Origin of the sequence: Micromonospora sp. NPDC093243 (assembly GCF_044753725.1) — a bacterium.
In the GTDB taxonomy this organism is placed as follows: domain Bacteria; phylum Actinomycetota; class Actinomycetes; order Mycobacteriales; family Micromonosporaceae; genus Micromonospora.
On the sequence record NZ_JBIVNT010000006.1, the window covers coordinates 504,097 to 528,307 of the forward strand.

Genomic DNA, 24,211 nt, shown 5'->3' on the forward strand with positions numbered 1-24,211 from the left:
TCCTCGGACGCCGGCCCGGAAGGTGGGACCGTGGATCAACGCGTGTCTGTCGGAGGACCAGACGAGACGCTACGCCTGGAAGATCATTCCGAATAGGAGAACCTTTCGTGGCGCTGGTACTGCGTTGGTGGCGCCGCGAGCCGCGCCCTGTGCGGCGCCCCCGCGAGATGTCGGACCGGCTGGCTATGGACCCGCCATGGGCATGTACGGGAGCTGGTTGCGAGTCACCGCGGCGGAGTTGGCACAGGCCAAAAACGATCTCGACTGGGCCTACGGCCTGGCCAGGCGGATCAGCGAGGCCGAAGACGACGATCCGCCGGCTGATCCCCGCTGTTCCGGCACCGACAAGGCCTGGCACGCGCTGCACTTCCTGCTTGACCGGTGCGACTTCCCGATCTCGATCGTCTCTGGCGAGGAGTGGTTCGTGGAGCTGCCCGACGACCGGGAGGCAGCGCTGGAGGTCATCGAGGCGTCGGGGGCCGACTGGGGCTACGGCCCGCCCGGCTACCTGACTCCGGAGCAGGTGGCCGAGGCCGCCGCGGCGCTCGCCGACCTCACCGAGGAGGACCTGATCGGCGGGGTCGACCAGGCGGAGCTGCAGCGGGCCGAGGTCTATCCGGAGGTGTGGGATCGGCCGGGGGAGCTGGCCTGGGTGGCGCACTTCCTGCCCGGCGTGCGCGACTACTTCACCGCCGCGGCCAAGAACGGCGACGCGGTCATCTGCTGGATCTCCTGATTGGCGGCGAGGTGGCCGGCGCGACGGCGGCCGGCCGGATGTGACAGCGTGGACGGATGCCCAGCTCCGCACCGGTCGACGTGGACCTCGCCCTGGTCGGTGGTGGCGGCGCGGCCTCCCTCGTGCTGGCCGCGCTCGACCGGCACGGCGTGCGTGGTCTGCGGGTCGCCGTCGTCGACCCGGTCCACCGGCGCGGCCAGGACCGCACCTGGGCGTTCTGGGGCCACCCCGGCGGCGACCTCGACCCGCTGCTCAGCGCGAGCTGGCGGCAGGTCGAGGTGGTCACTCCCGCCGCGCGGCGGGTGCTCGACCTCGCCCCGCTGCGCTACGCGATGCTCCGCTCCGGCCCGGTCTACGACCAGGCGGCCGAGGCCGAGAAGCGTCTCGGCGTGACCCGGGTTCTCGCCGCCGTCGACGCCGTGCACGACGACGGCGACCGGGTGCTGATCCGCACCGCCGACGAAGGCCCGGCTGTGCGGGCCGGCTGGGTGCTCGACTCCCGCCCGCGCCCGCCGGCGCGTACCGGCCGCACCAACTGGTTGCAACACTTCCGCGGCTGGTGGCTCGCGGCGGAGACCGCCGTCTTCGACCCCGACCGGGCGGTGCTGATGGACTTCCGCACCCCGCAGCCGACCCGAGGCGTCTCCTTCGGCTACCTGCTGCCGGTCAGCGACCGGTACGCCCTGGTCGAGTACACCGAGTTCTCACCGGCCCTGCTCACCGGCGCCGGCTACGACGCCGCGCTGGCCGGTTACCGGGACCGGCTCGGGCTCGACCCGGCCCGGCTGACGGTGCGGGAGGTGGAGAACGGGGTGATCCCGATGACCGACGGCCCGTTCGTCGCCCGCCCGTCGCCGCGCGTGGTGCGTCTCGGCACCGCCGGCGGCGCGACCCGTCCCTCCACCGGGTTCACCTTCTCCGCCATGTACCGCCAGGCCGACCAGGTGGCCCGCGCCCTGGCCGCCGGCCGCCCGCCGGTGCCCGAGCCCGCGTACCCCCGCCGGCACCGCTGGATGGACGCGGTCGCCCTGCGCGCGCTGGACCGCGGCTCGGTCGGTGGGCCGGAGTTCTTCGACCGGCTCTTCGACCGCAATCCGCCCGAGCGGGTGCTGCGATTCCTCGACGGCACGACCACGCCGGCCGAGGAGTTCGCGGTGATGAGCTCCACCCGGCTGCTGCCGATGGCGGCGGCCACGGCCGGGGACGCGGCGCACCGCCTCCGCGACCGGCTCCGTCCGCGCCGCCCGGCGCTCCCGGTGCCGGCCGCGGTGCGCGACGGCCTGCCCGCGGCCGCGCAGGACGCCGAGGCCTGAACGTGCCGGCCCGGTCAGCGCCGGCCGGCCGCGCTCCGCCCCTCGTCGATCACCCGGTCGTCCGGTCCGCCACGACCGCTCGCGGATCAGCTACCGGGTCAGCAGCCGGTCGCGCAGTCGCCCGACGAGGTCGTCGTCCACCCCGAGCCGGTCGACCGCGTAGCCGCGAACGGAGCCGTGCGCGGCCACCAGGTCGGCCAGGAAGAGCCGGATGATCTTCTCCGGCGCCCGGCCGTAGCCGGGCCAGACCAACGTCTGGTCCGGGTGCAGGGCGTGCCAGTGCGCGATCAGCTGTTCGGTGGCCAGCTCGGTCAACGCGAAGTCGGCAGCGATCTGGTCGTCGTCGACGCCGAGCAGGGCCAGCAGCAGCGCGGCCAGCAGACCGGTGCGGTCCTTGCCCGACGCGCAGTGGAACACCAGCGGACCGTCCGCCGCCGCGATCACCTCCAGCGCCCGGCGCAGCTCCGGCACGCCGTCCGCGGCCACCTCGGCATAGCGGTCGGCGAGGTAGCGCCACGGGTCCAGCTGGGGGTCGATGGTGGCCTGGTCGTAGGGGCGGTGCTCGACGCTCAGGTTGTGCCAGGCCAACCCGTCCAGCTCAGGCGCCCGGCCGCGGGCGGCGATCTCCCACGGGTAGCGCAGGTCGATCACCGTACGCACGCCCAGCGCGCGGAAGCGCGCCAGGTCGGCGCCGGCGAGCTTGCCCAGCGAGTCCGACCGGTAGAGCAGTCCCCAGTGGACTTCGCGACCGTCCCCGGTGCGGTAGCCGCCCAGGTCCCGGAAGTTGTACAGGTGTTCGAAGGCGATGTGCCGCTCCACCGGCCGACCCTAACCGACCCGCCACCGCCGGTATCCTCGGCCGGGTGGACCTTGATGATCTCCCGTTGGCCCAGTTCGGGTTTCCCGGCCCCCTGCGGGATCGGCTGGTCACCGCGATCCTCGCCGGGACGAAGACCTCGACCAGCGCGCTGGTGATCGGCTACGAGGTCCTGGGCGAGCCGCTGCCGCGTGTGGGTAGGCGGTCGGTGGTGGTGGATTCGGCGGGCCGGCCGGTGGCGGTGATCGAGACGACCGAGGTGCGGGTGCTCCGGCTCGCGGAGGTCAACCTGCCGCACGTTCTGGACGAGGGCGAGGGCGACGAGTCGGTCGCCCAGTGGCGGGCCGGGCACGAGGAGTTCTGGCACAGTCCGGAGGTCCGCGACGAGCTCGGCGACCCCGACTTCACCGTGGACGACGACACCCTGGTGCTGACCCAACGCTTCCGGCTGGCGGAGGTGGTCGCACCGACGCGCCAGGCGGCCGGGTAGGTTGCCGGCATGGTGGACGCCGGCAGGGTGGTGCGGATCTGGACCGACGGTGCGTGCAGCGGCAACCCGGGCCCGGGTGGCTGGGGCGCGCTGCTGCGCTACGGCGACCACGAGCGGGAGCTCTGCGGCGGTGAGGCGAGCCCGACCACCAACAACCGGATGGAGCTGATGGCCGCCATCCAGGCGCTGGAGAGCCTCACCCGGCCGGTCGGGGTCGAGCTGACCACCGACAGCACCTACGTGCGCAACGGCATCACCAGCTGGTTGGCGTCGTGGAAGCGCAACGGCTGGCGCACGGCGGCGAAGCAGCCGGTGAAGAACGCGGACCTGTGGCAGCGGCTGGAGGCCGCGTGCGCCCGGCACGAGGTCACCTGGCTGTGGGTCAAGGGGCACAACGGGCACCCGGAGAACGAGCGCGCCGACGCGCTGGCCAACCGCGGCATGACCGAGGCCCGCACCGCAACTGTCGCCGCGCGGTGAGCTGACCGCGCCAGCCGCTCCTCAGCGGGTCGCGTCGGGGTGCCCCGGCATGCTGGAACCACCGCCGCTGCTGCCGGACGAACCGCCCGCCACGCCCGAGCCGTTGTCCTCGGTGACCAGGTCCGGTCGTACGTCGGTGTCGTCCGGGGCGGGGACTTCGGTGTCCGCCTCGACCTGGACCAGCCTGGCCTGGCCGGCTTCGTCCTCGGCGTGCTCCGGGTCGGCCGGCTGCTTACCTTGCCGCGCTCTGTACCCCACGGTCGCCTCCCGTCCGTGCCGTCTCCGGTCGGCGCTGGCTACCCGGCGGGCAAACCGGCGAAACGTCAACCCACCGGTCCACTCCGGGCAACCGGACCCGGCGTTTGGCTGGGGGCGGGCGTCGGGTCCACCGGGCGGGGCGCCGCAGCGCTCACCCGCAGGGTGCGGCGTCGCAGGAGCGCCGTGGCCAGGGCGAGTACCAGCGCCGCGCCCACCACCAGGAACGCGGCGGCGTTGCCGAGCCGTTCGTTGACCGCGCCGCTGGTCGCCGAGCCCAGGGCGATGCCGAGCTGCCCGGCGGTCAGCAGCCAGCCGTACGCCTCGGCCAGGCGCGGCGCGGGGATGGCCCGGGCCAGGATCTCGTCGGTGACCGCCAGCCAGGGCGCGAGCCCGAGCCCGAAGACAGCCAGGGCGACGGCCATCTGCGGCACGGTGCGCGGCAGCGGCAGCGCGAGCGACGTGATTGTCAGTGTGCCGAGGAAGGCCAGATAGGCCCCGCCGGGGCTGCCCGGCCGACCCCGGCGGGCGAGGAGCAGACCTCCGACCAGGCTGCCGGCGGACCAGACGGCGACCAGCAGCCCGGCCTGGTCGGGCTGCCCGACAGCGGTGGCGAACGCCGGCACGAGCACCCACATCGCGCCGATGCTGGCGGTGTAGCCGAGGTGAGTCCCGAGCAGCGTCGCGACGGTGGCGCGACCCGACCGGAACGCCGGCCCCGCCGTGGGGCGCCCGTCCGGGACCTGACGGGGCATCACCAGCGCGGTGCCGACCAGCGCGGCGCTGCCGAGCGCGGCGAAGGCCAGCAGCGCTCCGCTGGGGCCGGTCAGCATCAGGCTCAGGGTCACCGTCAGCGGACCGCCCACGTAGATCAGCTCCTGCCCGACCGCGTTGACCGCGTAGGCGCGGGCCAGGGCGGGTGCGGGGACGAGCACGGCGAGCCGGGCCCGTCCGCTGCCCAGCACGGGCGGGGTGCTGAGCCCGGCCGCGGCGGCCAGGGCCACGAAGGCAGCCGGCTCGGTCACGACCGCGAGGCCGAGCAGGCAGAGCAGGTGACCGAGTCCGGTGACGAGCAGAACCGGCCGGTCGCCGAGCCGGGACAGCAGGCGACCGGTGAGCGGCGCGGTGCTGGCGAGGCCGATCCCGCAGGCCGCGCTGGCCACCCCGGCGGTGGCGAAGCTTCCGGTGCTGTGGTGCCCGAGCAGCACGATGAGCAGTTGCCGCATCGCGATCGGCAGGTAGGCGAGGTTCATCAGAGTGATGAGGCCGACCGCCCGGCCAGGTACATTCATGACTTATGTATCTACCCGAAGGTGGCGCCACGAACCTGGTCGGCGCGCTGGCCCTGCTGGTCGGGTCCCGGATGCGGGCGGCGGTCACCGGGCCGGCCGGGGCCGGTGGAGTACTGGCCGAGTCGCTCGTCGTGCTGAAGGACCAGCCCGGGGTGACCGCCGAGTGGCTTCGCCAGGTCCTCGGTCTGACCCAGCCGGGGGCCGCCCACCTGGTCCGCCGTCTGCGCGATCAGGGCTGGGTGGAGCGCCGGCCGGGCGCGGACGCGCGCAGTCGGGCGCTGCACCTGACCCCCCAGGGCGCCGACGCGGCCGCCCGCGTCCTGCAAGCCCGCGAGGAGGCGCTGACCGCGCTGCTGGCGCCACTCACCGCCGAGCAGCGCGGTCAACTGGCCGAGATCGCCCGGACCCTGCTCCGCGACGAGGTGTCCGACGAGCGCACCCTGGCGTACCTGTGCCGGCTCTGCGACCGCGCGCGCTGCCCGGCCTGCCCGGTGTACGCCGGACATCAGGCGACCGGCGGCTGACCGGCGTCGTACCGCCCTCACCGGCGGCGGCCGCGCCTCGCCGCCGGGGCCGACCCGGACGCTCGGCGCACCGGGGTCAGCGGCAGCGACGTCCAGTGCGCCGGCCGGGTGAGCCGGGCCGGCAGACCGGTGCGGGCGTCGCCACGGGCGGCGTCGAGCTGGGACTGGTGCAGGAAGAGGCTGCCGGTGAGATCCGCCCCGCGCAGGTCGGCGCCGCGCAGGTCGGCCCCCGTGAGGTCGGCCAGGTGCAGATCGACCCCCCGCAGGTCGGCCCCGATCAGCAGCGCCCCGCGCAGATTGGCCCGGCGCAGGTCGACGTTGCGCAGGTCCGCGCCGAAGAGCTGCGCGCCCCGGCGATCGGCGCCATCCTGCCCGCGGGCCGCCGCGCCGGCGCGGGAGAGCAGCACGTTGACCCGCTCCCGGTGGGCGGGCACGTCGAGGGCCCGCAACTCCTCGGCGCTGCCCGCGGTCAGTCGCGCGGTCTCGTCGCGGGCCCGGTCCAGCTCGCCGCGCAGCGCGGCCGGTGGGTGCAGCGCCAGCGCCTCGGTCAGATACCAGAGCAGCTCGTGCAGGGGGCGCATCACCGTGAACGTGTCGAACATGACGGCCGCGGTCTCCGGCGCCGTCCGCCAGTCCCGTCCGCCGAAGGTCACCTGCGCGACCTGCTGCCCGGCGCCGAAGCAGTCGAAGACCGTGCAGCCGGGAAAGCCCCGCTCGCGTAGCTCTGTGTGGATCCCGCAGCGGTGGTCCGGGCGCAGGTTGGGGCAGGGCTGCCGGGCGGGCTTGTCGATGGCGAAGTCGGCAGAGGCGGCGAAGGCCGGTGCCACGCAGCAGAGTGCGAAGCAGCGGGTGCAGTCGGCGCGCAGGTCGTCCCGGCGCGGTGACGTCGGCGTCGCCGATCGTGGGCTGTGCGACACGCCTACCGTTCTCCCGCCGATTCCGAGGTGTGCCCGGGCCGGGCGCCCCCACCATTGTCCGCCGGTCGTGGCCCGGCGGCCCGGCGGGGTCACCGTCCGTGCGGGTCGGCGCCGGTGGGGGAGCGCGGGTTGGGCGTACGGCCGTCGACGGAGTGCTGCGGCACCAGTCGCACGATGGTCCGCTGGCCGCCGCCCGGTCCGTACTTCTGGTCGAACAGCCGGGCCACCGCCGTCGCCGCGGTGCGGTCGCCGTCGACCGGTTCGGCCAGCGCGAACACCCCCGCCGCCGAGCCGGTGGTACGCGGCGGCAGCTGGGCCCGGACGGTCAGCAGCGGGTTCAACCGGAACTGCCGGCAGTCGATGTAGTGCTGCCCGTCCACCGTGACGTAGGGCACCTGCACCTCGACCGCGTCGAAGCCGTCGTGGCTCAGTGTCACGGCGGCCGACCAGTACCGCTCCAGCGAGAGGGTGGCCTGCTCGTGCTCCCACAGCTCCTCGAAGCGGGCGTGTACGAAGCCACCCCACGGGCTGTCCATGTCCACCTCGAGCTGGGGGACGTTGAACGAGAGCTTGCCGATCGGGAAGAACGAGATCAGCGCCTGCCCGTCCCACTGGTACAGCTGGATCGAGGGCGAGGCGTCGTAGATGCGGACCTGCAACCGGGGCCGCAGCCCCTTGTCCTCCCGGTCCAGCTTCTCCTGAAGGGCGGCGAGGTGCCGCAGGTTGGCCCGGATCTGCTTGGGCACGTTCACCCGCTGCCGCTCCAGCTCCTCGGAGCGCTGCTGGGCGGCGGTGCAGTCCGGGTCGAGCAGGAGCAGCTGCACCTGCGCGCCGCTGCGCAGCGCCGCCTCCACCGCTGCCAGGGTCGCCGCCCGGTGCTGCTGCTCCAGCAGGATCGTCCAGGTGTCGAGGATGCGCACCCGCCGGCCGCTGCGGTGCAGCCGGGCCACGAACGCCTGCTGGTCGAAGCTCAGGTGCTCCTGCACCCGGGCCTTGCGGGCCTCTTCGAAGAGCGGGTCGAAGATGACGTACGAGATCGCCGCGAGCACCACGCTGGCGCCCAGGTTGAGCAGCAGGTCGCTGAGGAACCCGGTGCTGCGCCACGCGGCCAGCAGCATGGCGGTGGCCACGCCGAGCAGCGCCCCGCCGACCACGAACGCCCGGCGCTGCCGAGCCGTACGACCCCGTCGCCAGCTGCCCGACCGCCGCATCCCGGTCCCCTCCCGGCCTCGACCGGCCCGCCCGGCGGCCAGTGATCATCCCGGCAGACGAGGATACGTGCCCGCTTTGCCGGCCGCTGTCCCGTTCGCGACCCCCGCGTTCGCCGATCCGCGCACCCCCGCCCCTCGTATGGTGACGGTGACCGCGCCGATCGACCACGGAGGGTGAGGTGCATGGACGACGGCGAACGCGAGCAGGCGCTGCTCACCGCGCTGACCACCGAGCACTTCGTGCTGCAGACCTCGCGCAGCGCGACGGTCGCCGAGTCGGTCGGTCGGGCGACCGTCTTCCTGTCCCTGCTGTCCGCCGCGCTGATCGGCCTCGGTTTCGTGTCGAGCACCGCCGCCCTGGTCAAGCCGTATCTCGCCGCGGTGCTGCCGACGCTGGTGATCACCGGAACGCTCACCTTCCTGCGACTGGTGCAGAACATGGTGGAGAACGAGCTGGATCTCGAGCGGATCCAGCGCATCCGGGCGTACTACCACCACCAACTGGCCGAAGAGCACGACTTCTTCGCCGACGCGGTGCTGGGCGAGGGCACCAAGCGGTCGACCTGGTCGGCCGTCGGTAACACCCCCGGGCGGGTGCAGCTGCTGCTCACCGCGGCCGCGTTGGTGGGCGCGGTGAACGCGCTGCTGGTGGGGCTCAGCGTGACACTGCTGATCGGGCTCGCCGGGCTGTCGCCCGGACTCGCGATCGGCCTCGGCGCCGTGGTGGCGTTGTTCACCTTCGCCGTCGAGGTCGTCTACATCAACCGTCAGTCGATCGCCGAGCCCGGGCAGTAGCCGGACCTCGGGCCATCGGCCCGCCACCCGGGCACGGCGCCCGCGGCTGCGCGGGCGCCGTGCGGGCGGGGTCAGAAGGCGAACAGGTCGCCGGTCTCGCGCAGCATCGCGCAGCGGTTGTCGAACGTCCTGGTGTGCGTCACCGGCCGCTCGCCCCAGAAGCCGAAGGCGCGGACGGTGACCGGCGCGTACTCCAGGGTGCAGAGCGGGTCGGGGTCGAGCGTGAGCGTGGCGAGGTCACCGTCGACGCCGGCGACGGTGCGGCAGGCGGTCGCGGCCGCCGGGTGGTCGCCGCCGCTCGGGCCGCAGAGCAGCACCCGGGACCGGGGCGTCGCGCTGTGCGGCTGCACGGTCAGCAGCAGCACCGAGGTCGGATGGTCGAGGTCGGCGGCGTGCGCGGCGCGGGGGTGCGCCGCCGCTTCGGCGGTCAGCCCGCCGGCGGCGAGGAGGATGGCCGCGACGAGCGCGACGATCCGCTGGGCGAAGGGCATGGTGTGTCCTTCCGTCGGGGGCCCCGGGTGTGGGGCCGGTCGGCGGCCCGGCCGTCGTGCGGCCGGGCCATCGACCACCCTAAGTAGACACTGTGAACGTCCAGCGTCACCGCCTGTTACGTCGGCTCGACCCGTCGCCAGTCGTTCGAGGTCAGCGCCGCCGCCTGCGGGCCCATCAGCAGCATGCCGCCGTCGACCGGCCAGGAGGCCCCGGTGACGTAGCTTGCGGCGGGGGAGGCGAGCAGCGCGACGACAGCGGCCACCTCCCGCGCGTCGCCCGGCCGCCCGACCGGTATGCCCGGCCGCTCCTGGTCGAACGGGTCGACGTCCTCCTGCCCGGTCATCGGGGTGGAGATCTCGCCGGGGGCGACCGCGTTGACGGTGATCCCGTCCGGGGCCAACTCCTGCGCCATCACCTTGGTCAGCAGCCCGAGCCCGCCCTTCGCCGCGCAGTACGCGGCCGACCCCACCCGGGGGGCGTGCTCGTGCACGCTGGTGATGTTGATGATCCGCCCGCCCGCCCCGGCGGCCCGCATCCGCCGGGCGGCGCGCTGCCCGCAGAGGAACGGCCCGTCCAGGTCGACCGCGAGCACCTCCCGCCACCGCTCCCAGTCGGTGTCGACGAAGGGCACCGCCGCACCGATCCCGGCGTTGTTGACCAGGACCCCGAGACCGCCCAGCCGGTCCGCCAACTCATCGACCACGGCGGCGGCCGCCGGCAGCCGGGTCAGGTCCATCTCGGCCAGCTCGCAGCGCCGCCCGGCGGCGCGCACCTCGCCCGCGGTACGTTGCGCGCCCGGGGCGTCGCCGTACCAGGTGATGCCGATGTCGAAGCCGGCCTGGGCGAGCGCCACCGCACAGGCCTTGCCGATACCGGAGTCCGCGCCGGTGACGATCGCGATGCGCGGATAACGCTCAAATCGATCAGGCATGCCGGCCCGTTACCCGTTCCATGCGAATGCAACCATACGTTGACATCCGTCCATGCGGGGGATTGTCGGCACCGGTTCGCTCTGCGATGGTCCTGCTGGACGCTGCCAGCGACGGTCGCCAATCCGTGGGTGCCGCGCTGCGGCGACGCCTTCATTCCGGGAGGGACCCTCGTGAAGCGCAGACGTCGCCATCTCCTCGTAGGACTAGCGGTCGGCGCCCTCGTGGCGACGACGGGTGCCGCGGGCATCCATCTCACCGGCGCCGAGGTGCCGGCCACAGCGGCGGTGGGCGACGGCGAGATGCCGGGCGCCACCGGCGCGCACCTCGAACGGCTCTGGCAGACGGTGCCGGGCAGCGACGGCATGTCGCCCGAGGGCCCGGGCGGCGCGGCTCAGCAGGAGTTCCTGGAACGGGCCTACCCGGCGAACGCCATCACGATCGCGCAGACCGACCGGTCCAAGGCCGCCTACGCCGCCGCGGACAAGCGCTTCCGAGGCGCCCAGCGCTGGACCAACGTCGGTCCGAGCGAGGCGCTCTACCCGTTCACCGAGTTCCGCGACGCCTACAACTACGTGCCCAACGAGTACGTGGCCGGCGGCCGGGTCACGTCGATCGACATCAGCCCGGACTGCAACCCGCTGCTCTGCCGGGCGTACGCCACCCCGGCCGGCGGCGGCGTCTGGGGCACCCTCAACGCGCTCGCGGCCCAGCCGAAGTGGTTCTACCTGGGCGGCCCACTCGGCATCAACGCCGCCGGCTCGGTGCGCATCGACCGCAACGACCGGAGGGGCCTGACCATCTACGTCGGCACCGGCGAGGCGAACACCTGCGCCTCCGGCTGCGTGGCGGGCGTCGGCCTCTACAGGTCCACCAACGGGGGACTGACCTGGCAGGGTCCGCTCGGCAAGGACGTGCTGGCCGGCAAGGGGATCGGCGAGATCACCGTCAAGCCGGGCGACCCGAGGACGCTCTACGTCGCCACCACCACCGCGTTGCGTGGCATGTCCAGCTCGTGCTGCACCGGCGTCACCCGCCCGGTGCCGGACGCCGCGAAGTGGGGCCTGTACAAGTCCACCGACGCCGGTAGGAGCTGGAAGTTCATCCACAACGGCTCGGCCGACGCCACCGAGTGCACCGGCAGCACCGCCGAGTACAACAACACCGCGGCGTGCTCGCCGCGCGGCGTCCGTTACGTCAAGATCGATCCGAGGAACACGAGCGTCCTCTACGCCTCCTCGTACGCTCGGGGGGTGTGGCGCTCCGCCGACTCGGGCGCGACCTGGACGCAGATCAAGGCGTCGCTGAACGCGACGATGCCGCAGACCCGCGCCGCGATCGACGTCACCGCCCTGCCCGGCGGCAAGACCCGGATGTACGTCTACGAGGGCAACACCGGCACCCCGTACTCGCGGCTGTTCCGCAGTGACGACGTGGCCGCCGGGGCTCCGACCTTCGCCGACCTGACCAGCGCCAATCCGGCGGACCCGGGCTTCGCCACCTACAACCAGTGCACCGGCCAGTGCTGGTACGACGTGTTCGTGCACACCCCCGCCGGGCATCCGGACATCGTCTACACCGGCGGCTCCTACGTCTACGGCGAGACGATCGCGCACAAGCGCGCGGTGGTCCTCTCCACCGACGCCGGGGTCAGCGGCACCGACATGACCTACGACGGCACCGACGAGTTGCATCCCAACGGCCTGCACCCGGACCAGCACGCGCTGGTCACCAACCCCCGCAACCCGTTCCAGTTCTTCGAGGCCAGCGACGGTGGCCTGATGCGCTCCAGCGGCCAGTTCGTGGACCGCTCCGCCTGGTGCGACAACCCGGACCGCAACCTGAGCACCGCGGCGCAGAAGGACCGCTGCAGGCAGATGCTGTCGAAGATCCCGTCCAGGCTGGAGGGGATCAACAAGGGCATGAACACCCTGCAGTTCATCAGCCTGTCGGTGAGCCCGCACGACCACAACCTGCTCCAGGGCGGCACCCAGGACAACGGCACCTGGGAGAACAAGGGCCAGCGCTCGCGCTGGGTCAACACGATGATCGGTGACGGCGGCGCCTCCGGCTTCGACGTCGGCAAGCCGGAGTTCCGGTTCCACACCTTCTACGACGTGACCCCTGAGGTGAACTTCTCGGGCGGCGACATCGGCAGCTGGATCTCCGTCTACGACGGGGTGTTCGGCCAGGCCGGCAACCTCTTCTACGCCCCGGTGATCACCGATCCCAAGGTCAGCGGCACGATGTTCGCCGGCACCGGCCGATCCGTCTACCGGACCAAGACCTTCGGCCTGGGTGATCGGACGCTGGCCGAGGCCAACCGGATCTGCAACAGCTGGACCGGCACCTTCGAGGCCCAGTGCGGCGACTGGGCGCAGCTCGGGGCGGTCCCGTTGACCGACGCCGCCTGGGGCGACCGGGCCGGCGGCGCCGTCTCGGTGGTCCAGCGGGTCGGCACCGACTCGTCCACCGCCTGGGCGGCGACCAGCACCGGCCGGGTCTTCGTCACCCGCAACGTCGACGCCGAGCCGGCCGCCGCGGTGACCTGGACCCGGATCGACAACGCCAGCACCCCGAACCGCTTCGTCACCAGCATCCACGTCGACCCGGCCGACCCGGCCCGGGCGTGGATCTCCTACAGCGGGTTCAACTCGAACACCCCGACCACGCTGGGGCACGCGTTCGAGGTGAGGCTGGCCGGCGCCGGCGCGACCTGGGCCGACCGGTCGTACGACTTCGGCGACCAACCGATCACCGACCTGGTCCGCGACGACGTCACCGGTGACCTCTACGCGGCCACCGACTTCGGCGTCCTGCGGCTGGCCAAGGGCACCACGAGCTGGGTCAAGGCGGGTGGCGGCATGCCGAACGTGGAGGTCGCCGGGCTCACCATCGTCCCGGGCAAGCGGATCCTCTACGCCGCCTCGCACGGCCTCAGCGCCTGGCAGCTCACCCTGAAATAGGTAGGCGAGCATCGACATCACCCGGGTGAGGGGCCGCTCCCGCGGCCCCTCACCGCTGCCCGAGGCGGCCGGACGAGTCTGGCGCACCCTCGGCGCGGTCTTCGTTCTCGTGGTCTTCGTGCCACCGCTGCTGCTGCTGGTCTCCGGCTCGTTCACCGAGCCAGGGCTGCCGCCGCCACCGACGCCGCAGCTGGTGCCCGACCCGGTCTCCACCACCGGCTACCAACAGGCCGTCGAGATCGGTGGGCTGCTGCGTGCCAGCCTCAACTCGGTGCTGGTCGCGGTCGTCGCCGTGCCGCTGAGCGTGCTCGTCGCCTCGCTCGCCGGCTTCGCGCTGGCCCGGCTCGCGCCGCGCACCACCGGGGTCGTCGTGGCGGCGTCGCTGCTCGCGCTGATGGTGCCGGCGACCGCGCTGCTGGTGCCCCGGTTCGCGATCTTCCGTGCCCTCGGGCTCACCGACACCCTGGTGCCGTTGATCGCCCCGGCGTTGCTGGGCACCTCGCCGCTCTACGTCCTGGTCTACTACCTGGCCTTCCGGGCGCTGCCCGCCGATCTCTACGACGCCTGCCTGGTGGCCGACCTCTCGCCGGTGCGCACCTGGTGGCGGATGGCAATGCCGCTGGTCCGCCCGGTCACCGCCGCGCTCACCGCGCTCACCTTCGTGCTCACCTGGTCGAACTTCCTCGACCCGCTGATCTACGTCTACGACCGTGACCTGTTCACCCTGCCGCTGGCGCTGCGCTCGCTGTCCGTGCTCGACCCGACGAACTTCCCGGTGTTCCTGGCCGGGGCGGCGCTGGCCACGGTCCCGGCGCTGCTGGTGTTCGTGCTGGCCCAACGCCGCTTCCTTCACCACGACGACCCGACGGGACGGGAACGATGAAGACCAAGGCGCTGCTCGCCCTGCTGTTGACCGCCGTGCTGCTGGCCGCCGGATGCGGCTCCGGCTCGTCACCCAACGGTCCGGTCCGGCTGCTGGTCTTCGGCGCCCCCGAGGAACTGGCTGCCTACCGCACCCTCATCGAGGCGTACGAGAAGGCGCGACCCGGCGCCGAGGTGCAGCTGATCGAAGCCAGCGACCGCAAGGACCTGCTCGCCCGACTGGCCACCTCGGTGGCCGGCGGCGCGCCACCGGACCTGTTCCTGATGAACTACCGCTTCTACGGCCAGTTCGCCGCCAAGGACGTGGTCGAGCCGCTGGACGACCGGATCGCGGCCTCCGACGCCATCGAACCGGCCGACTACTACCCCGTCGCGATGGACGCCTTCAAGTGGGGCGGCAAGCAGCTCTGCCTGCCGCAGAACGTCTCCAGCCTGGCCGTCTACTACAACCGCACGCTCTTCCAGAAGTACGGCGTGGCCGAACCGAAGGCCGGCTGGACCTGGAACGACCTGGTCGGCACCGCCACCGTGATGACCCGCGACTCCCGCGGCCAGGTGGTCAAGGCCACCGAGAGCGAGGGCGCAGCGTTGCGTCCCGCCGTACACGGCCTCGGCGTCGAGCCGTCGATCATCCGGCTCGCCCCGTTCGTCTGGTCAGCCGGTGGCGAGATCGTCGACGACCCGACTCGGCCGACCCGGCTCACCCTGGACAACCCGGCCGCCCGGGAGGCGCTGAAGAACCTGGTCGACCTGCGGCTGGCGTACGGGGTGGTGCCGACCGACGAGGAGGTGGAGGCCGAGGACGACGAGTCGCGGTTCGCCAACGGCCGCCTTGCCATGCTGATGAGCTCCCGGCGCTCCACCACCACCTTCCGCACGATCACCGGCTTCGAGTGGGACGTCGCCCCGTTGCCCGTCTACCGCCAGCAGGTCGGGGTGCTGCACTCCGACGCGTACTGCATGACGCGGGGCGCGCGGAACAAGGACGCGGCCTGGCGGTTCCTGGAGTTCGCCGTGGCCCGTGAGGGGCAGGAGATCATCGCCGCCACCGGGCGTACCGTGCCCTCGCACATCGCGGTGTCGCAGTCCCCGGCGTTCCTCGGCCCGGCCCAGCCGCCGCGCAGCGCGAAGGTCTTCCTCGACGCGATCCCCACGGTCCGGGCGCTGCCCACCGTCTCCACCTGGCCGGAGATCGAGGACGTCACGTACGGGATCCTGGAGAACGCCATGCACCGGGGCGACCGCCTCGACGACGTGATCCGGGACCTCGACCAGCAGACGCGGCCCCTCTTCGCCCGGGGCGAGCACGGGTGAGCGGGCCCGGACTCCTCCTGGACGGGGTGAGCGCGGCCTACCGGGGCGCGACGGTGCTGCACGAGGTCGAGCTGAGCGTGGCCCGTGGTGAGCTGCTGGTGGTGCTCGGCCCGTCCGGGGCCGGCAAGTCGACAGTGCTGCGGGTGGTGGCCGGCCTGGAGCCGGTCACCGCCGGCCGGGTACACATCGCCGGTCGGGACGTCACCGCCGCCCGGCCCGGCCTGCGCAACGTGTCGATGGTGTTCCAGTCCTACGCGCTCTTTCCGCACCTGACGGTCGCCGAGAACATCGCCTTCGGCCTGGAGGTGCGGGACACTCCCCGGGCGGTCGCCGGGGAGCGGGCCCGGGCGGCCGCCGAGACGGTCGGCTGCGCCACCCTGCTCGACCGTCGGCCCGGGCAGCTCTCCGGCGGTGAGCGGCAGCGGGTCGCCCTGGCCCGGGCGCTGGTCCGCGAACCGGACGTCTTCCTGCTCGACGAACCCCTCTCCAATCTGGACCTCGGGCTGCGCGTGGAGATGCGTGCCGAGCTGCGTACGCTGCACGACCGGCTGGGCGCCACGATGGTGCATGTCACCCATGACCAGACCGAGGCGCTGGTGCTGGCCGACCGGATCGCGGTGCTGCGCGCCGGGCGGATCGAGCAGGTCGGCACGCCGGAGGAGATCTGGCACGCCCCGGCGAGCACCTTCGTGGCCCGCTTCGTCGGCTCCCCGGCGATGAACCTGCTGCCCGCCGGGTCGGTGCTGCCCAGCGGCGACGCGCCCCCGCTGCCCGCCGACGAGGACCTGCACGTCGGGTTCCGGCCGGAGGCGACCCGGCTCGACGACGTCGAGGGGGCGGCGGCCAGCGTGGATCGGGTCGAGGTGGTCGGCGAGGACGCCTACGCGTACCTCACCCTCGCCAACGGCGGCGCGGTGGTCGCGCGGGTGCCGGCCGCCCGCCGGCCGGCCCGGGGCGCGCCGGTACGCGTCGGCGTGCGCTGGGCCGACGTGCACCTCTTCCACGTCGGCTCGGGACGCCGGTACCGGCCCGCATGAGGCCGGACACCCGCTCCCGCCGGCAGTTGACGTTGATGCTGGCGCCGTACCTGGTCGGCCTGGTCGGGCTGGTCCTGCTGCCCGCGCTGATCACCCTGGCGCTCGCCTTCACCGAGTACGACCTGCTGCGCCCGCCGACCTGGGTGGGCCTGGCCAACGTCACCGCCCTGCTCGACGACCCGGTGTTCCGGGTCGCGGCGATCAACTCGCTGGTCTTCGCGGTGGTCGCCGTACCGCTGCGACTGCTCATCGCGCTCGGTCTGGCGCTGCTGCTGTACCGCCGGGCACCCGGCGTCGGCACCGCCCGCACCGCGGCGGTGCTGCCCACCGCCGTGCCGGAGATCGCCTACGGGCTGCTCTGGCTCTGGCTGCTCAACCCGCTCTACGGCCCGATCAACCAGCTGCTGCGCACCGGCGGGCAGAACGGGCTGACCGCGCTGGGCCGGACCCCGCCGCAGTGGCTCACCGATCCCACCGACGCCCGGGCGGCGATCATCGCGATGAGCCTGTTCACCGTGGGGGAGACCTTCGTCGTGCTGCTGGCGGCGCGGCGGGCGCTGCCGCGGGACGTGTACGAGATGGCCGCCCTGGAGGACGCCACCGGCTGGGACGTGTTCCGCCGGGTCACCCTTCCGCTGATGGCGCCGGTGCTCGGGCTGCTGGCGGTACGCGACGCCATCCAGAGCCTGCACTTCACCTTCGTGCCGGCGTTCGTGGTGACCGACGGGGGCCCACCGCCGTACGCCACCACCTACCTGTCGCTCTTCGTCTACCGCAACGCGTTCGAGTACCTGCGCTACGGCTACGCGGCGGCGGCGACCCTGCTGATGATCCTGTTGACCGTGGCGGCGGTGCTGGTGCAGTGGCGGCTGATCCGGCGCTACCGTGCCTTCTACCGGCTGTGAGAAACCGTCGCGGTCTGCCCGGGCGGCGGGCCTGCCGCGCCGCTGGCCCGGGCGCCGAGCTCGCGGAGGTGGCTGACCAGTTCCGGCGGCTCGTGCACCTCGAACGCGCAGCCCAGCGTCAGCAGGCGCCACGCCAACCACTCCAGGGTGTCGCTGTGGCTGTGCAGCCGGCAGCTGTCCGCGTCGATCGGCTCCAGGTCGGTGGGCGCGTCGCCGAGCCGTCCGGCGATCCGCTTGACCGGCGCGTGCAGGGTCGCGACCGCGCGGTAGACGGGGGTCCGTTCGACCAGCCTGCCGGCCACGTACTCGGCGGCGTCCGGGGCCGGGAGCGTACGGGGCGTGCCGCGTCGCCCGGTCGGCCGCTGCCCGGTGATCCGATCCACCCGGAAGATCCGCCAGTCGGCGCGGTCGTTGTCGTAGCCGACCAGGTACCAGCGGCGGCCCGCCGACACCAGCTTGTGCGGCTCGACCAGCCGCTCGCTGTCGGCGCCGTCCTGCCGCCGGTAGTTGAACCGCAGTTGTTCGCGGCCGGTGACGGCGGCTGCCAGCGAGGTCAGGTGTTCGGGCTCCACCGTCGGCTGCTCCCAGGTGAGCAGCGGCACGGTGGCCCCGCCCAGCGCGCCGACCCGGTGGCGCAGCCGGGACGGCAGCACCTGCTCGACCTTCGCCAGCGCCCGTACGGAGGCGTCCTCGATTCCGGCGACCGCGTGCCGGGCCGCGGTGCGCAGCCCCACGGTGATCGCCACCGCCTCCTCGTCGTCGAGCAGCAGCGGCGGCATGGCCTTGCCGGCGACGAGGCGGTAGCCGCCGAGTGCGCCCATCGTCGCCTGCACCGGGTAGCCGAGGTCGCGCAGGCGTTCCACGTCCCGTCGGACGGTGCGCAGGCTCACGCCTAGGCGGCCGGCCAGTTCGCTGCCGGGCCACTCGCGTGGGGTCTGCAACAGCGACAGCAGGCTCAGCAATCGGGCGGCGGTGTCGGACACGGAGTTCAGGATGCCACCGATGTGTGCCAGGAGCCGACCTACATCGGTCGTAGCGTGCTGGGCATGCAGCCATTCCGCATCGACATCGCTCAGACGGACCTCGACGACCTGCGCGCCTTCTTCGGGACCGTGCGGTGACCCGGCTGACCTGGGCACAGGTGTGCGCCCGGCGCCTCGAGCGGCATGCGCTCTCGGCGCCGGCGCCCGACCCTGGGCCGGGTGCCGACCCGGTGGGTTCTGAGCCGGACACCGACTCGCTCGCTGCCGTGGTGTCCGCGATGTGCGGCGCGCACGCCCAGATCGCCTCCGCCGCCGAGCTGTCCGTCGGGCTACGCGTCCCGGCCGCCACCCGCGCCCACGTGCGTCAGGCGCTCTGGACGGATCGGACGCTGGTCAAGTCCCGGGGGCCCCGAGGCACCGTGCACCTGCTCGCGGCGGCGGACCTGCCGATGTGGACCGGCGCGCTGGCCGCGACACCACCTCCGCCGAACGAGCAGGGCCACGGTCTGCTCACCGCCGAGCAGACCAGGCAGGTGCTGGCGGCCATCGCCGACGCGCTGCGCGATGACGAGCTGACCACTGCGGAGCTGACCGAGCAGGTCGTCGCCCGTACCGGTCCCTGGGCGGGGGACCGGGTCATGGAGGCCTTCCAGGACAAGTGGCCGCGCTGGATCGTCGCGATGGCGGCCGCGATGCGGGGCGGTGTCATGTGCTTCGGCCCGAACCGGGGTCGCCACACCACCTACACCAGCCCGGCGCGCTGGTTGCCGGGCTTCACGCCGATGAGCGGCCCGGAGGCCCTGGCCGAGATCGTCCGGCGCTACCTGCACGCGTACGGGCCGGCCACCCCGGCACACTTCGCCCAGTGGCTCGCCGTGCCCAAGCCGTGGGCGACGAAGCTCTTCGCGTCGCTCGACCTGGCGCCCGTCACGGTCGAGGGTGTTCAGGCGTGGGTGGCCGCCGGCGACACCGACTTTCCCGATGAGGGGTCGTCGGGACTGCGGCTGCTGCCCTACTTCGACGCGTACACCGTCGGGTGCCACCCGCGGGAGCTGCTCTTCCCCGGCAAGGCCACCGAGCGGGCCCTCGCCCGTGGCCAGGCCGGCAACTACCCGGTGCTGCTCGTGGACGGGACGGTGAGCGGGGTGTGGCACCAACGGCGCTCCGGCCGCACGATCAACGTGACGGTGGAGCCGTTCGCGGCCCTGAACGCCCGCCGGCGCCGGGCGTTGGACGAGCAGGTCGAGCGGATCGGCGAAATCCTGGAAGGCAGGCCGTCGTTGACTGTCGGTACGGTCAGCGTCGGCCCACACGCCTGACCGTCGCCCGCGGAACCGTCGGACCAGGGCGATCGTCCAACTCGTGGAGGTGTCGTGCGATGCGTCGAGCCGGGCTCCTGCTGACCGCCGTCGGTCTGGTGTGCGGGGTGACCGCCTGCGCCTCGTCGAACCCGCCCGCGGCGGGCCAACCGCCGGCCGGGTCCACGGCACCGGGCGAGACCACGCCGCCGCCGGCCGCGAGCCCGTCACCGCCGGCCCGGTCGACGCCGCCCCCGACGACCGATCGGTCCGCGCCGAGTCGGTCGGCCACGCCACCGCCGTCCTCGGGCGGGGACGTGCCCGGGGCCCTGCCCTGGGGTGGGCGGACCCTGACCGGCACGGTCGAACGCGTCGGCGGGTGCACGATGCTGCTGGTCGGAGAGGATCGCTGGGCGCTGACCGGTGCGGTGGCGGCCGAGCTGCGGCCCGGTGATCGGGTCACCGTGCACGGCAATCCATCCACCCGATCGGCGGCCTGCGGCGAGCAGGCTCTGCCCCGGGCGGTGGCCGTCAACCGCGTCGAACCGGCCTGACACCGGATCTCCCCGCGAGCGGCGTCCGGTGAGACCTTCGGTCGCGGGTGAACACGCGGGGAGGCAGGTGTAGGCGCGGGTCTGCCGGGTAGCCGCCGGGGATGCAGCTGGTGGAGGAGTCGCCGTACCGGTTCCGGATCGACCGGCACGACCCGATGCGGGTGCCGGGCGTGGTCTTCGCGACCCGGGACCTGCTGCCCGACGCGGGCGCGGACAAGTCCCTGGAGCAGGTGGCGAACGTGGCCACCCTGCCCGGCATCGTCGACGCCTCCTACGCCATGCCCGACGTGCACTGGGGCTACGGGTTCCCGATCGGCGGCGTCGCCGCCACCGACGTCGAGCACGGCGGCGTGGTGTCCCCGGGCGGGGTGGGCTTCGACATCTCCTGCGGCGTACGCCTGCTCGCCGCCGACCTGGACCGCGACGAGCTGGGACCCCGGCTGGACGCGCTGATGGACGGGCTGGCCGAGTCGACCCCGCGCGGGATGGGCAAGGGCGCGGTCTGGCACCTGTCGGATCGGGCGGAGCTCGACGGCGTGCTGCGCGGCGGCTCGCGGTACGCGGTGCAGCGCGGCTTCGGCGTCGAGCGGGACCTGGAGCGCTGCGAGGACTACGGCGCGGTGGACGACGCCAACCCCGCGCAGGTCAGCGAGCGGGCGGTGGAGCGGGGCGCCCGCCAGGTCGGCAGCCTCGGCTCCGGCAACCACTTCCTGGAGGTGCAGGCCGTCGCGGAGGTCTACGACGACAGCGTCGCCGCCGCGTTCGGGCTGCACCCCGGCCAGCTCTGCGTGATGATCCACTGCGGCTCGCGCGGGCTGGGCCACCAGATCTGCACCGACTACGTGCGGGGCATGGAGAAGGTGATGTCGCGCTACGGCATTGAGGTGCCGGACCGGCAGCTGGCCTGCGCGCCGGTCTCGTCCCACGAGGGCCGCGCGTACCTCGGCGCGATGGCCGCCGCGGCCAACTACGCGCGGGCCAACCGGCAACTGCTGACCGACGCCGCCCGCAAGGTCTTCACCCGCCAGACCGGGCGCGGCCTCGACCTGGTGTACGACATCTCGCACAACCTCGCGAAGATCGAGAGCCATGACGTCGACGGCGTTCGGCGCACCCTCTGCGTGCACCGCAAGGGCGCCACCCGGGCGCTGGCGCCGGGACACGAGGACCTCCCCGCCGACCTGCGTCCGGTGGGGCAGCCGGTGCTGATCCCCGGTTCGATGGGCACCGGCTCGTACGTGCTCACCGGCGTTCCCGGCTCACCCGCCTTCGCCTCCACCTGTCACGGCGCCGGCCGGGTGCATAGCCGCAAGCAGGCGGTCAGGGCCGAGCGGGGCGCCGATCCGCGCCAGCAACTGGAGGCGCAGGACATCGCCGTACGGGGCGCGTCCCGCCGTGGCCTGGCCGAGGAGATGCCGGCGGCGTACAAGGACGTCTCGGCCGTGGTCGAGTCGGCCGAGGGCGCCGGGCTGTGCCGGAAGGTCGCCCGGCTGGTGCCGATCGGCGTGGTCAAGGGCTGATCGGGCCCGGTCAGACGTCCACCGTCACCGCGCACGACCAGCCGGCGTCGTCCGGGCCGAAGCGCAGCTCGTGCAGGGCGACCGCCTTCGGCACCGCGCCGATGAGTTCCACCGCGTCGGTCTGCGTCATCCGCCAGCGCACCAGCAGACCGCCCGCCGGGTCGTCGGCCACCTCGGTGGTGACCGGCAGCTCGTCCGCCGTCTCCATTCGGTAGATCATTTCATCGAGGACGCTCACCAGCAGGTCCTCGTCGTCCGCGGCGGGCACCTGGTGGTCCCGTTCGGGCCCGGGCCGCGCCCCGGCGGTGTCGGCGAAGGTCTCGACCAGCCCGGTCACGGCCTCGGCCACGCACGCCGCCCGGGTCGGCGCCCACGCCTCGATCCGCACGTCGGCGGTGTGGGGTACTCGCCGGTGCCCGCGCCGCGCTGGCTGCTCCATGCCCCGATCATCCGCCACGGCGGAGTCGCCGGGTGGCTGGTCTACGGTCGTCGAATGCGAATCACCAAGTTCACCCACTCCTGCGTGCGGGTGGAGCACGACGGCGGGGTGCTCGTCATCGACCCGGGAACGTGGAGCGAGCCGAGCGCGCTGGCCGGCGCGGACGCCGTGCTGGTCACCCACGAGCACGCCGACCACGTCGACGTGCTGCGGCTGGCCGCCCTCGGCGTGCCGGTGTACGCCCCGCAGGGCGCCCGCCTGCCCGACCTGGCCCCGCTGCCGGTGACGCCGGTCCGGGCGGGGCAGCGGTTCACCGCCGCCGGGTTCCCGGTGACCGCGGTGGGCGGCCGGCACGCGGTCATCCACGATGGCCAGCCGGACTGCGCCAACCTCGGCTACCTGGTCGGCGACGGCCTCTACCACCCGGGCGACGCGCTGCACGTGCCGGACGAGCCGGTGCAGACCCTGCTGATCCCGGGTCAGGGCTCCTGGATGCGGCTCGGTGAGGCGATCGACTTCGCCCGGCGGATCGGCCCGAGCCGGGCGTACACCATCCACGACGCGCAGATCAACGAGCGCGGCCTGGCCAGCGTGGCCGGGTGGTTCGAGGAGACCATCCCCGGCTACCGCCACCTCACCCCGGGCGAGACCGCCTGACTCACCCGCGCGGCGACGGCTCGGCCGCCCCGGCCGGAGCGCCCGGCACGTCGTACGCCGGCGCCGGCCCGGTCAGCACCGCGTGCCCGGTCGGCACGGACCAGGTCCCGGCCAACTCGGCCAGCAGTTCGTCGAGCAGGTGGGCGATGTCCGCGGCGGCCGTGGCGTGCAGCGCCTCCGCCACGATCAGCACGCTCGCGGTCTCCGCCCGGACCGCCGACAGGCCGCTCTGTCGGTTGGTCCAGCGCCGCGAGTGCGCCCGCCCCGCCGAGTCGGCGAAGATCACCTCGCCGGGCTCCGGCCGCTCGGTGCCGCCGGCGAAGGTGACGTACTCCTCGTCACCGCGGGCGGGCCGCACCGTCAGGTCGCCGACGATCCGGTCGGTGTCCAGCACGGCGACCGGGATGGCGTACCCGACGGAGATCGCGTTGCAGAGGTCGACCAGCGGGTGCAGCCGGGGCAGGGTGCCGTCGAGCCGCTGTCGCCGCAGCAGGGCCTCGGCCGCGCACCGGTACTGGGTGGGCTTCAGACCCATCGTGGCGAAGGCGCGCCGCCAGGCCTGGATCTCCGGAAACCCGCCCTCCGGGCCGGTGGCCAGTCGGGCCCGCGCGCGAGCGGTGAACTCCTCGATCCGGGCCGACACGTCGACGTGCGGGGTGATGCCGGCGACGGCCACGACCCCGGCGACGAGGTCCGGGTGCGCCGCCCGGACCGGGGCGGAATGCTGGAACCGCACGGGATGCTCCTAACGGCCGGAGAGGGCGAGCGAGATGCCGAGTGCGACGAACGTGCCGGCGACGCTGCGGCGCAGCCAGGAGGTGACCCGGGGTCGAGCCAGCACCCGGTCCCGGACCAGGGCGGCGGCCATCCCGTAGCCGCTGAACACCACGAGGGTGAGCAGCATGAACACCGCACCGGCCGCGAGCATGCCCCGGGTGGCGTCGGCGCCGGCCGGGTCGACGAACTGCGGCAGGAACGCGACGAAGAAGAGCGTCGGCTTCGGGTTGAGCAGGTTGATCAGCACCGCCTTGACGATCACCCGCAGCGCTGAGTGCGGCGTCGCGTCGGCCGACGGGGTGAACGCGCTGCGGTCCCGGATGGTCGACCAGGCCAGGTAGAGCAGGTAGCCGACGCCGACGTAGGTGACCGCCCGGAAGGCGGTGGCGCTGGTCGAGAGCAGGGCGGCGAGCCCGGTGACCGACGCGAGGAGGTGCGGGACGGTGCCCAGCGTGCAGCCGACGGCGGCGACCACGCCGGCCCGGGCGCCTCGGGACAACCCGGCCGAGAGTGTGTAGACCACCCCGGTGCCCGGGGTGACGACCACGACGAGCGTGGTGATCAGGAACGCGATACTCACGATGACCCTCCGGTGCGACGGCGGCGACACCCTGGCGGGTGCGCCCAC

The 24,211-nt window shown here is 73.5% G+C and carries 26 protein-coding genes; 15 read left to right on the forward strand and 11 right to left on the reverse strand.

The annotated features are described in order from the left end of the window. Positions 1–196 precede the first annotated feature (196 nt). Together ACIP9D_RS22910 and ACIP9D_RS22915 are read left to right on the forward strand one after the other, a co-directional pair. Positions 197–736, forward strand: a complete 540-nt coding sequence (locus ACIP9D_RS22910; protein ID WP_350874868.1) for a YfbM family protein — start codon at positions 197–199, stop codon at positions 734–736. Positions 737–792: 56 nt separating this feature from the next. Beyond that, positions 793–2,049, forward strand: a complete 1,257-nt coding sequence (locus ACIP9D_RS22915) for a lycopene cyclase family protein (protein ID WP_350874867.1) — start codon at positions 793–795, stop codon at positions 2,047–2,049. A gap of 90 nt (positions 2,050–2,139) precedes the next feature. On the opposite strand, the gene ACIP9D_RS22920 is transcribed toward ACIP9D_RS22915, so the two are convergent. Further along, positions 2,140–2,868, reverse strand: coding sequence for a tyrosine-protein phosphatase (locus ACIP9D_RS22920; protein WP_350874866.1), 729 nt, complete (start codon positions 2,866–2,868; stop codon positions 2,140–2,142). Positions 2,869–2,912: 44 nt separating this feature from the next. Here ACIP9D_RS22920 and ACIP9D_RS22925 point away from each other — a divergent pair, with 44 nt between their 5' ends. Continuing rightward, positions 2,913–3,356: an ASCH domain-containing protein gene (locus ACIP9D_RS22925; protein WP_350874865.1), complete on the forward strand. Its 444-nt coding sequence runs from the start codon at positions 2,913–2,915 to the stop codon at positions 3,354–3,356. A gap of 9 nt (positions 3,357–3,365) precedes the next feature. Continuing rightward, positions 3,366–3,836: a ribonuclease HI gene (rnhA, locus tag ACIP9D_RS22930; RefSeq protein WP_350874864.1), complete on the forward strand. Its 471-nt coding sequence runs from the start codon at positions 3,366–3,368 to the stop codon at positions 3,834–3,836. Between the two features lie 21 nt (positions 3,837–3,857). Here rnhA and ACIP9D_RS22935 read toward each other — a convergent pair whose 3' ends face one another. Together ACIP9D_RS22935 and ACIP9D_RS22940 are read right to left on the reverse strand one after the other, a co-directional pair. After that, the gene (locus ACIP9D_RS22935) at positions 3,858–4,094 is read right to left on the reverse strand and encodes a preprotein translocase YidC (protein ID WP_350874863.1); all 237 of its coding nucleotides are present in this window, start codon (positions 4,092–4,094) and stop codon (positions 3,858–3,860) included. 65 nt (positions 4,095–4,159) lie between these two features. After that, on the reverse strand, positions 4,160–5,383 hold the full coding sequence (locus ACIP9D_RS22940; protein ID WP_350874862.1) for an MFS transporter: 1,224 nt from the start codon (positions 5,381–5,383) through the stop codon (positions 4,160–4,162). A gap of 5 nt (positions 5,384–5,388) precedes the next feature. On the opposite strand from ACIP9D_RS22940, the gene ACIP9D_RS22945 reads away from it, so the two are divergent. Beyond that, positions 5,389–5,907, forward strand: coding sequence for a MarR family transcriptional regulator (locus ACIP9D_RS22945; protein ID WP_350874861.1), 519 nt, complete (start codon positions 5,389–5,391; stop codon positions 5,905–5,907). A 17-nt stretch (positions 5,908–5,924) separates the two neighbouring features. On the opposite strand, the gene ACIP9D_RS22950 is transcribed toward ACIP9D_RS22945, so the two are convergent. Both ACIP9D_RS22950 and ACIP9D_RS22955 read right to left on the reverse strand, forming a co-directional pair. Continuing rightward, the gene (locus ACIP9D_RS22950; RefSeq protein WP_350874860.1) at positions 5,925–6,824 is read right to left on the reverse strand and encodes a pentapeptide repeat-containing protein; all 900 of its coding nucleotides are present in this window, start codon (positions 6,822–6,824) and stop codon (positions 5,925–5,927) included. Positions 6,825–6,913: 89 nt separating this feature from the next. Further along, entirely contained in the window at positions 6,914–8,035 is a 1,122-nt protein-coding gene (locus ACIP9D_RS22955; protein WP_350874859.1) for a DUF5919 domain-containing protein, read from the reverse strand. A 183-nt stretch (positions 8,036–8,218) separates the two neighbouring features. On the opposite strand from ACIP9D_RS22955, the gene ACIP9D_RS22960 reads away from it, so the two are divergent. Further along, complete coding sequence (locus ACIP9D_RS22960; RefSeq protein WP_350874858.1) at positions 8,219–8,830, forward strand: hypothetical protein; 612 nt, start codon at positions 8,219–8,221, stop codon at positions 8,828–8,830. 71 nt (positions 8,831–8,901) lie between these two features. On the opposite strand, the gene ACIP9D_RS22965 is transcribed toward ACIP9D_RS22960, so the two are convergent. Then, entirely contained in the window at positions 8,902–9,321 is a 420-nt protein-coding gene (locus ACIP9D_RS22965) for an SSI family serine proteinase inhibitor (RefSeq protein ID WP_350874857.1), read from the reverse strand. A gap of 116 nt (positions 9,322–9,437) precedes the next feature. After that, positions 9,438–10,253: an SDR family oxidoreductase gene (locus ACIP9D_RS22970; RefSeq protein WP_350874856.1), complete on the reverse strand. Its 816-nt coding sequence runs from the start codon at positions 10,251–10,253 to the stop codon at positions 9,438–9,440. A 171-nt stretch (positions 10,254–10,424) separates the two neighbouring features. On the opposite strand from ACIP9D_RS22970, the gene ACIP9D_RS22975 reads away from it, so the two are divergent. Genes ACIP9D_RS22975 through ACIP9D_RS22995 form a run of 5 tightly spaced genes read left to right on the forward strand, consistent with a single transcriptional unit; the run spans position 10,425 to position 17,355 of the window. Then, positions 10,425–13,217, forward strand: coding sequence for a sialidase family protein (locus tag ACIP9D_RS22975; protein ID WP_350874855.1), 2,793 nt, complete (start codon positions 10,425–10,427; stop codon positions 13,215–13,217). Positions 13,218–13,242: 25 nt separating this feature from the next. Further along, a complete protein-coding gene (locus ACIP9D_RS22980; protein WP_350874854.1) occupies positions 13,243–14,100 on the forward strand; it encodes a carbohydrate ABC transporter permease in 858 nt (285 codons plus the stop codon). Beyond that, positions 14,097–15,413 carry a sugar ABC transporter substrate-binding protein gene (locus tag ACIP9D_RS22985; RefSeq protein ID WP_350874853.1) on the forward strand — a complete coding sequence of 439 codons (1,317 nt, stop codon included), beginning with the start codon at positions 14,097–14,099 and terminating at the stop codon, positions 15,411–15,413. The genes ACIP9D_RS22980 and ACIP9D_RS22985 overlap by 4 nt, the downstream gene beginning before the upstream one ends. Beyond that, positions 15,410–16,450 carry an ABC transporter ATP-binding protein gene (locus ACIP9D_RS22990; RefSeq protein WP_350874852.1) on the forward strand — a complete coding sequence of 347 codons (1,041 nt, stop codon included), beginning with the start codon at positions 15,410–15,412 and terminating at the stop codon, positions 16,448–16,450. Before ACIP9D_RS22985 ends, ACIP9D_RS22990 begins: the two co-directional genes overlap by 4 nt. Positions 16,451–16,485: 35 nt before the next feature. Further along, complete coding sequence (locus tag ACIP9D_RS22995; RefSeq protein ID WP_350875072.1) at positions 16,486–17,355, forward strand: sugar ABC transporter permease; 870 nt, start codon at positions 16,486–16,488, stop codon at positions 17,353–17,355. Here the strand turns inward: ACIP9D_RS22995 and ACIP9D_RS23000 are convergent. Continuing rightward, positions 17,343–18,338: a YafY family protein gene (locus ACIP9D_RS23000; protein WP_350874851.1), complete on the reverse strand. Its 996-nt coding sequence runs from the start codon at positions 18,336–18,338 to the stop codon at positions 17,343–17,345. The two genes, ACIP9D_RS22995 and ACIP9D_RS23000, sit on opposite strands and share 13 nt — an antisense overlap. A 230-nt stretch (positions 18,339–18,568) precedes the next feature. Between ACIP9D_RS23000 and ACIP9D_RS23005 the strand changes: the two genes are divergently transcribed. The 3 genes from ACIP9D_RS23005 (at position 18,569) to ACIP9D_RS23015 (ending at position 21,710) form a co-directional block, all read left to right on the forward strand. Further along, positions 18,569–19,657: a winged helix DNA-binding domain-containing protein gene (locus ACIP9D_RS23005; protein WP_350874850.1), complete on the forward strand. Its 1,089-nt coding sequence runs from the start codon at positions 18,569–18,571 to the stop codon at positions 19,655–19,657. Between the two features lie 59 nt (positions 19,658–19,716). Continuing rightward, entirely contained in the window at positions 19,717–20,190 is a 474-nt protein-coding gene (locus tag ACIP9D_RS23010) for a hypothetical protein (protein ID WP_350874849.1), read from the forward strand. 101 nt (positions 20,191–20,291) lie between these two features. Beyond that, complete coding sequence (locus ACIP9D_RS23015) at positions 20,292–21,710, forward strand: RtcB family protein (RefSeq protein ID WP_350874848.1); 1,419 nt, start codon at positions 20,292–20,294, stop codon at positions 21,708–21,710. A gap of 10 nt (positions 21,711–21,720) precedes the next feature. Here the strand turns inward: ACIP9D_RS23015 and ACIP9D_RS23020 are convergent, their stop codons facing one another. Further along, positions 21,721–22,149 carry an archease gene (locus ACIP9D_RS23020; RefSeq protein ID WP_350874847.1) on the reverse strand — a complete coding sequence of 143 codons (429 nt, stop codon included), beginning with the start codon at positions 22,147–22,149 and terminating at the stop codon, positions 21,721–21,723. Between the two features lie 54 nt (positions 22,150–22,203). Between ACIP9D_RS23020 and ACIP9D_RS23025 the strand changes: the two genes are divergently transcribed. Continuing rightward, positions 22,204–22,806 carry an MBL fold metallo-hydrolase gene (locus tag ACIP9D_RS23025; RefSeq protein ID WP_350874846.1) on the forward strand — a complete coding sequence of 201 codons (603 nt, stop codon included), beginning with the start codon at positions 22,204–22,206 and terminating at the stop codon, positions 22,804–22,806. Position 22,807: 1 nt separating this feature from the next. Here the strand turns inward: ACIP9D_RS23025 and ACIP9D_RS23030 are convergent, their stop codons facing one another. Both ACIP9D_RS23030 and ACIP9D_RS23035 read right to left on the reverse strand, forming a co-directional pair. Then, positions 22,808–23,542 carry a phenylalanine--tRNA ligase beta subunit-related protein gene (locus ACIP9D_RS23030; RefSeq protein WP_350874845.1) on the reverse strand — a complete coding sequence of 245 codons (735 nt, stop codon included), beginning with the start codon at positions 23,540–23,542 and terminating at the stop codon, positions 22,808–22,810. Between the two features lie 9 nt (positions 23,543–23,551). After that, a complete protein-coding gene (locus tag ACIP9D_RS23035; protein ID WP_350874844.1) occupies positions 23,552–24,163 on the reverse strand; it encodes a LysE family translocator in 612 nt (203 codons plus the stop codon). Between the last annotated feature and the right edge of the window lie 48 nt (positions 24,164–24,211).

Excerpts from the sequence above, each read along its gene's own strand:
- ACIP9D_RS23020 (WP_350874847.1), bottom strand. The coding sequence starts at position 22,149 with ATGGAGCAGCCAGCGCGGCGCGGGCACCGGCGAGTACCCCACACCGCC.
- ACIP9D_RS22985 (WP_350874853.1), top strand. The coding sequence starts at position 14,097 with ATGAAGACCAAGGCGCTGCTCGCCCTGCTGTTGACCGCCGTGCTGCTG.
- ACIP9D_RS23025 (WP_350874846.1), top strand. The coding sequence starts at position 22,204 with ATGCGAATCACCAAGTTCACCCACTCCTGCGTGCGGGTGGAGCACGAC.
- ACIP9D_RS23010 (WP_350874849.1), top strand. The coding sequence starts at position 19,717 with ATGCGTCGAGCCGGGCTCCTGCTGACCGCCGTCGGTCTGGTGTGCGGG.
- ACIP9D_RS22970 (WP_350874856.1), bottom strand. The coding sequence starts at position 10,253 with ATGCCTGATCGATTTGAGCGTTATCCGCGCATCGCGATCGTCACCGGC.
- ACIP9D_RS23015 (WP_350874848.1), top strand. The coding sequence starts at position 20,292 with ATGCAGCTGGTGGAGGAGTCGCCGTACCGGTTCCGGATCGACCGGCAC.
- ACIP9D_RS22955 (WP_350874859.1), bottom strand. The coding sequence starts at position 8,035 with ATGCGGCGGTCGGGCAGCTGGCGACGGGGTCGTACGGCTCGGCAGCGC.
- ACIP9D_RS22965 (WP_350874857.1), bottom strand. The coding sequence starts at position 9,321 with ATGCCCTTCGCCCAGCGGATCGTCGCGCTCGTCGCGGCCATCCTCCTC.
- ACIP9D_RS22910 (WP_350874868.1), top strand. The coding sequence starts at position 197 with ATGGGCATGTACGGGAGCTGGTTGCGAGTCACCGCGGCGGAGTTGGCA.
- ACIP9D_RS22945 (WP_350874861.1), top strand. The coding sequence starts at position 5,389 with ATGTATCTACCCGAAGGTGGCGCCACGAACCTGGTCGGCGCGCTGGCC.
- ACIP9D_RS22940 (WP_350874862.1), bottom strand. The coding sequence starts at position 5,383 with ATGAATGTACCTGGCCGGGCGGTCGGCCTCATCACTCTGATGAACCTC.
- ACIP9D_RS22915 (WP_350874867.1), top strand. The coding sequence starts at position 793 with ATGCCCAGCTCCGCACCGGTCGACGTGGACCTCGCCCTGGTCGGTGGT.
- ACIP9D_RS22960 (WP_350874858.1), top strand. The coding sequence starts at position 8,219 with ATGGACGACGGCGAACGCGAGCAGGCGCTGCTCACCGCGCTGACCACC.
- ACIP9D_RS22995 (WP_350875072.1), top strand. The coding sequence starts at position 16,486 with ATGCTGGCGCCGTACCTGGTCGGCCTGGTCGGGCTGGTCCTGCTGCCC.
- rnhA (WP_350874864.1), top strand. The coding sequence starts at position 3,366 with ATGGTGGACGCCGGCAGGGTGGTGCGGATCTGGACCGACGGTGCGTGC.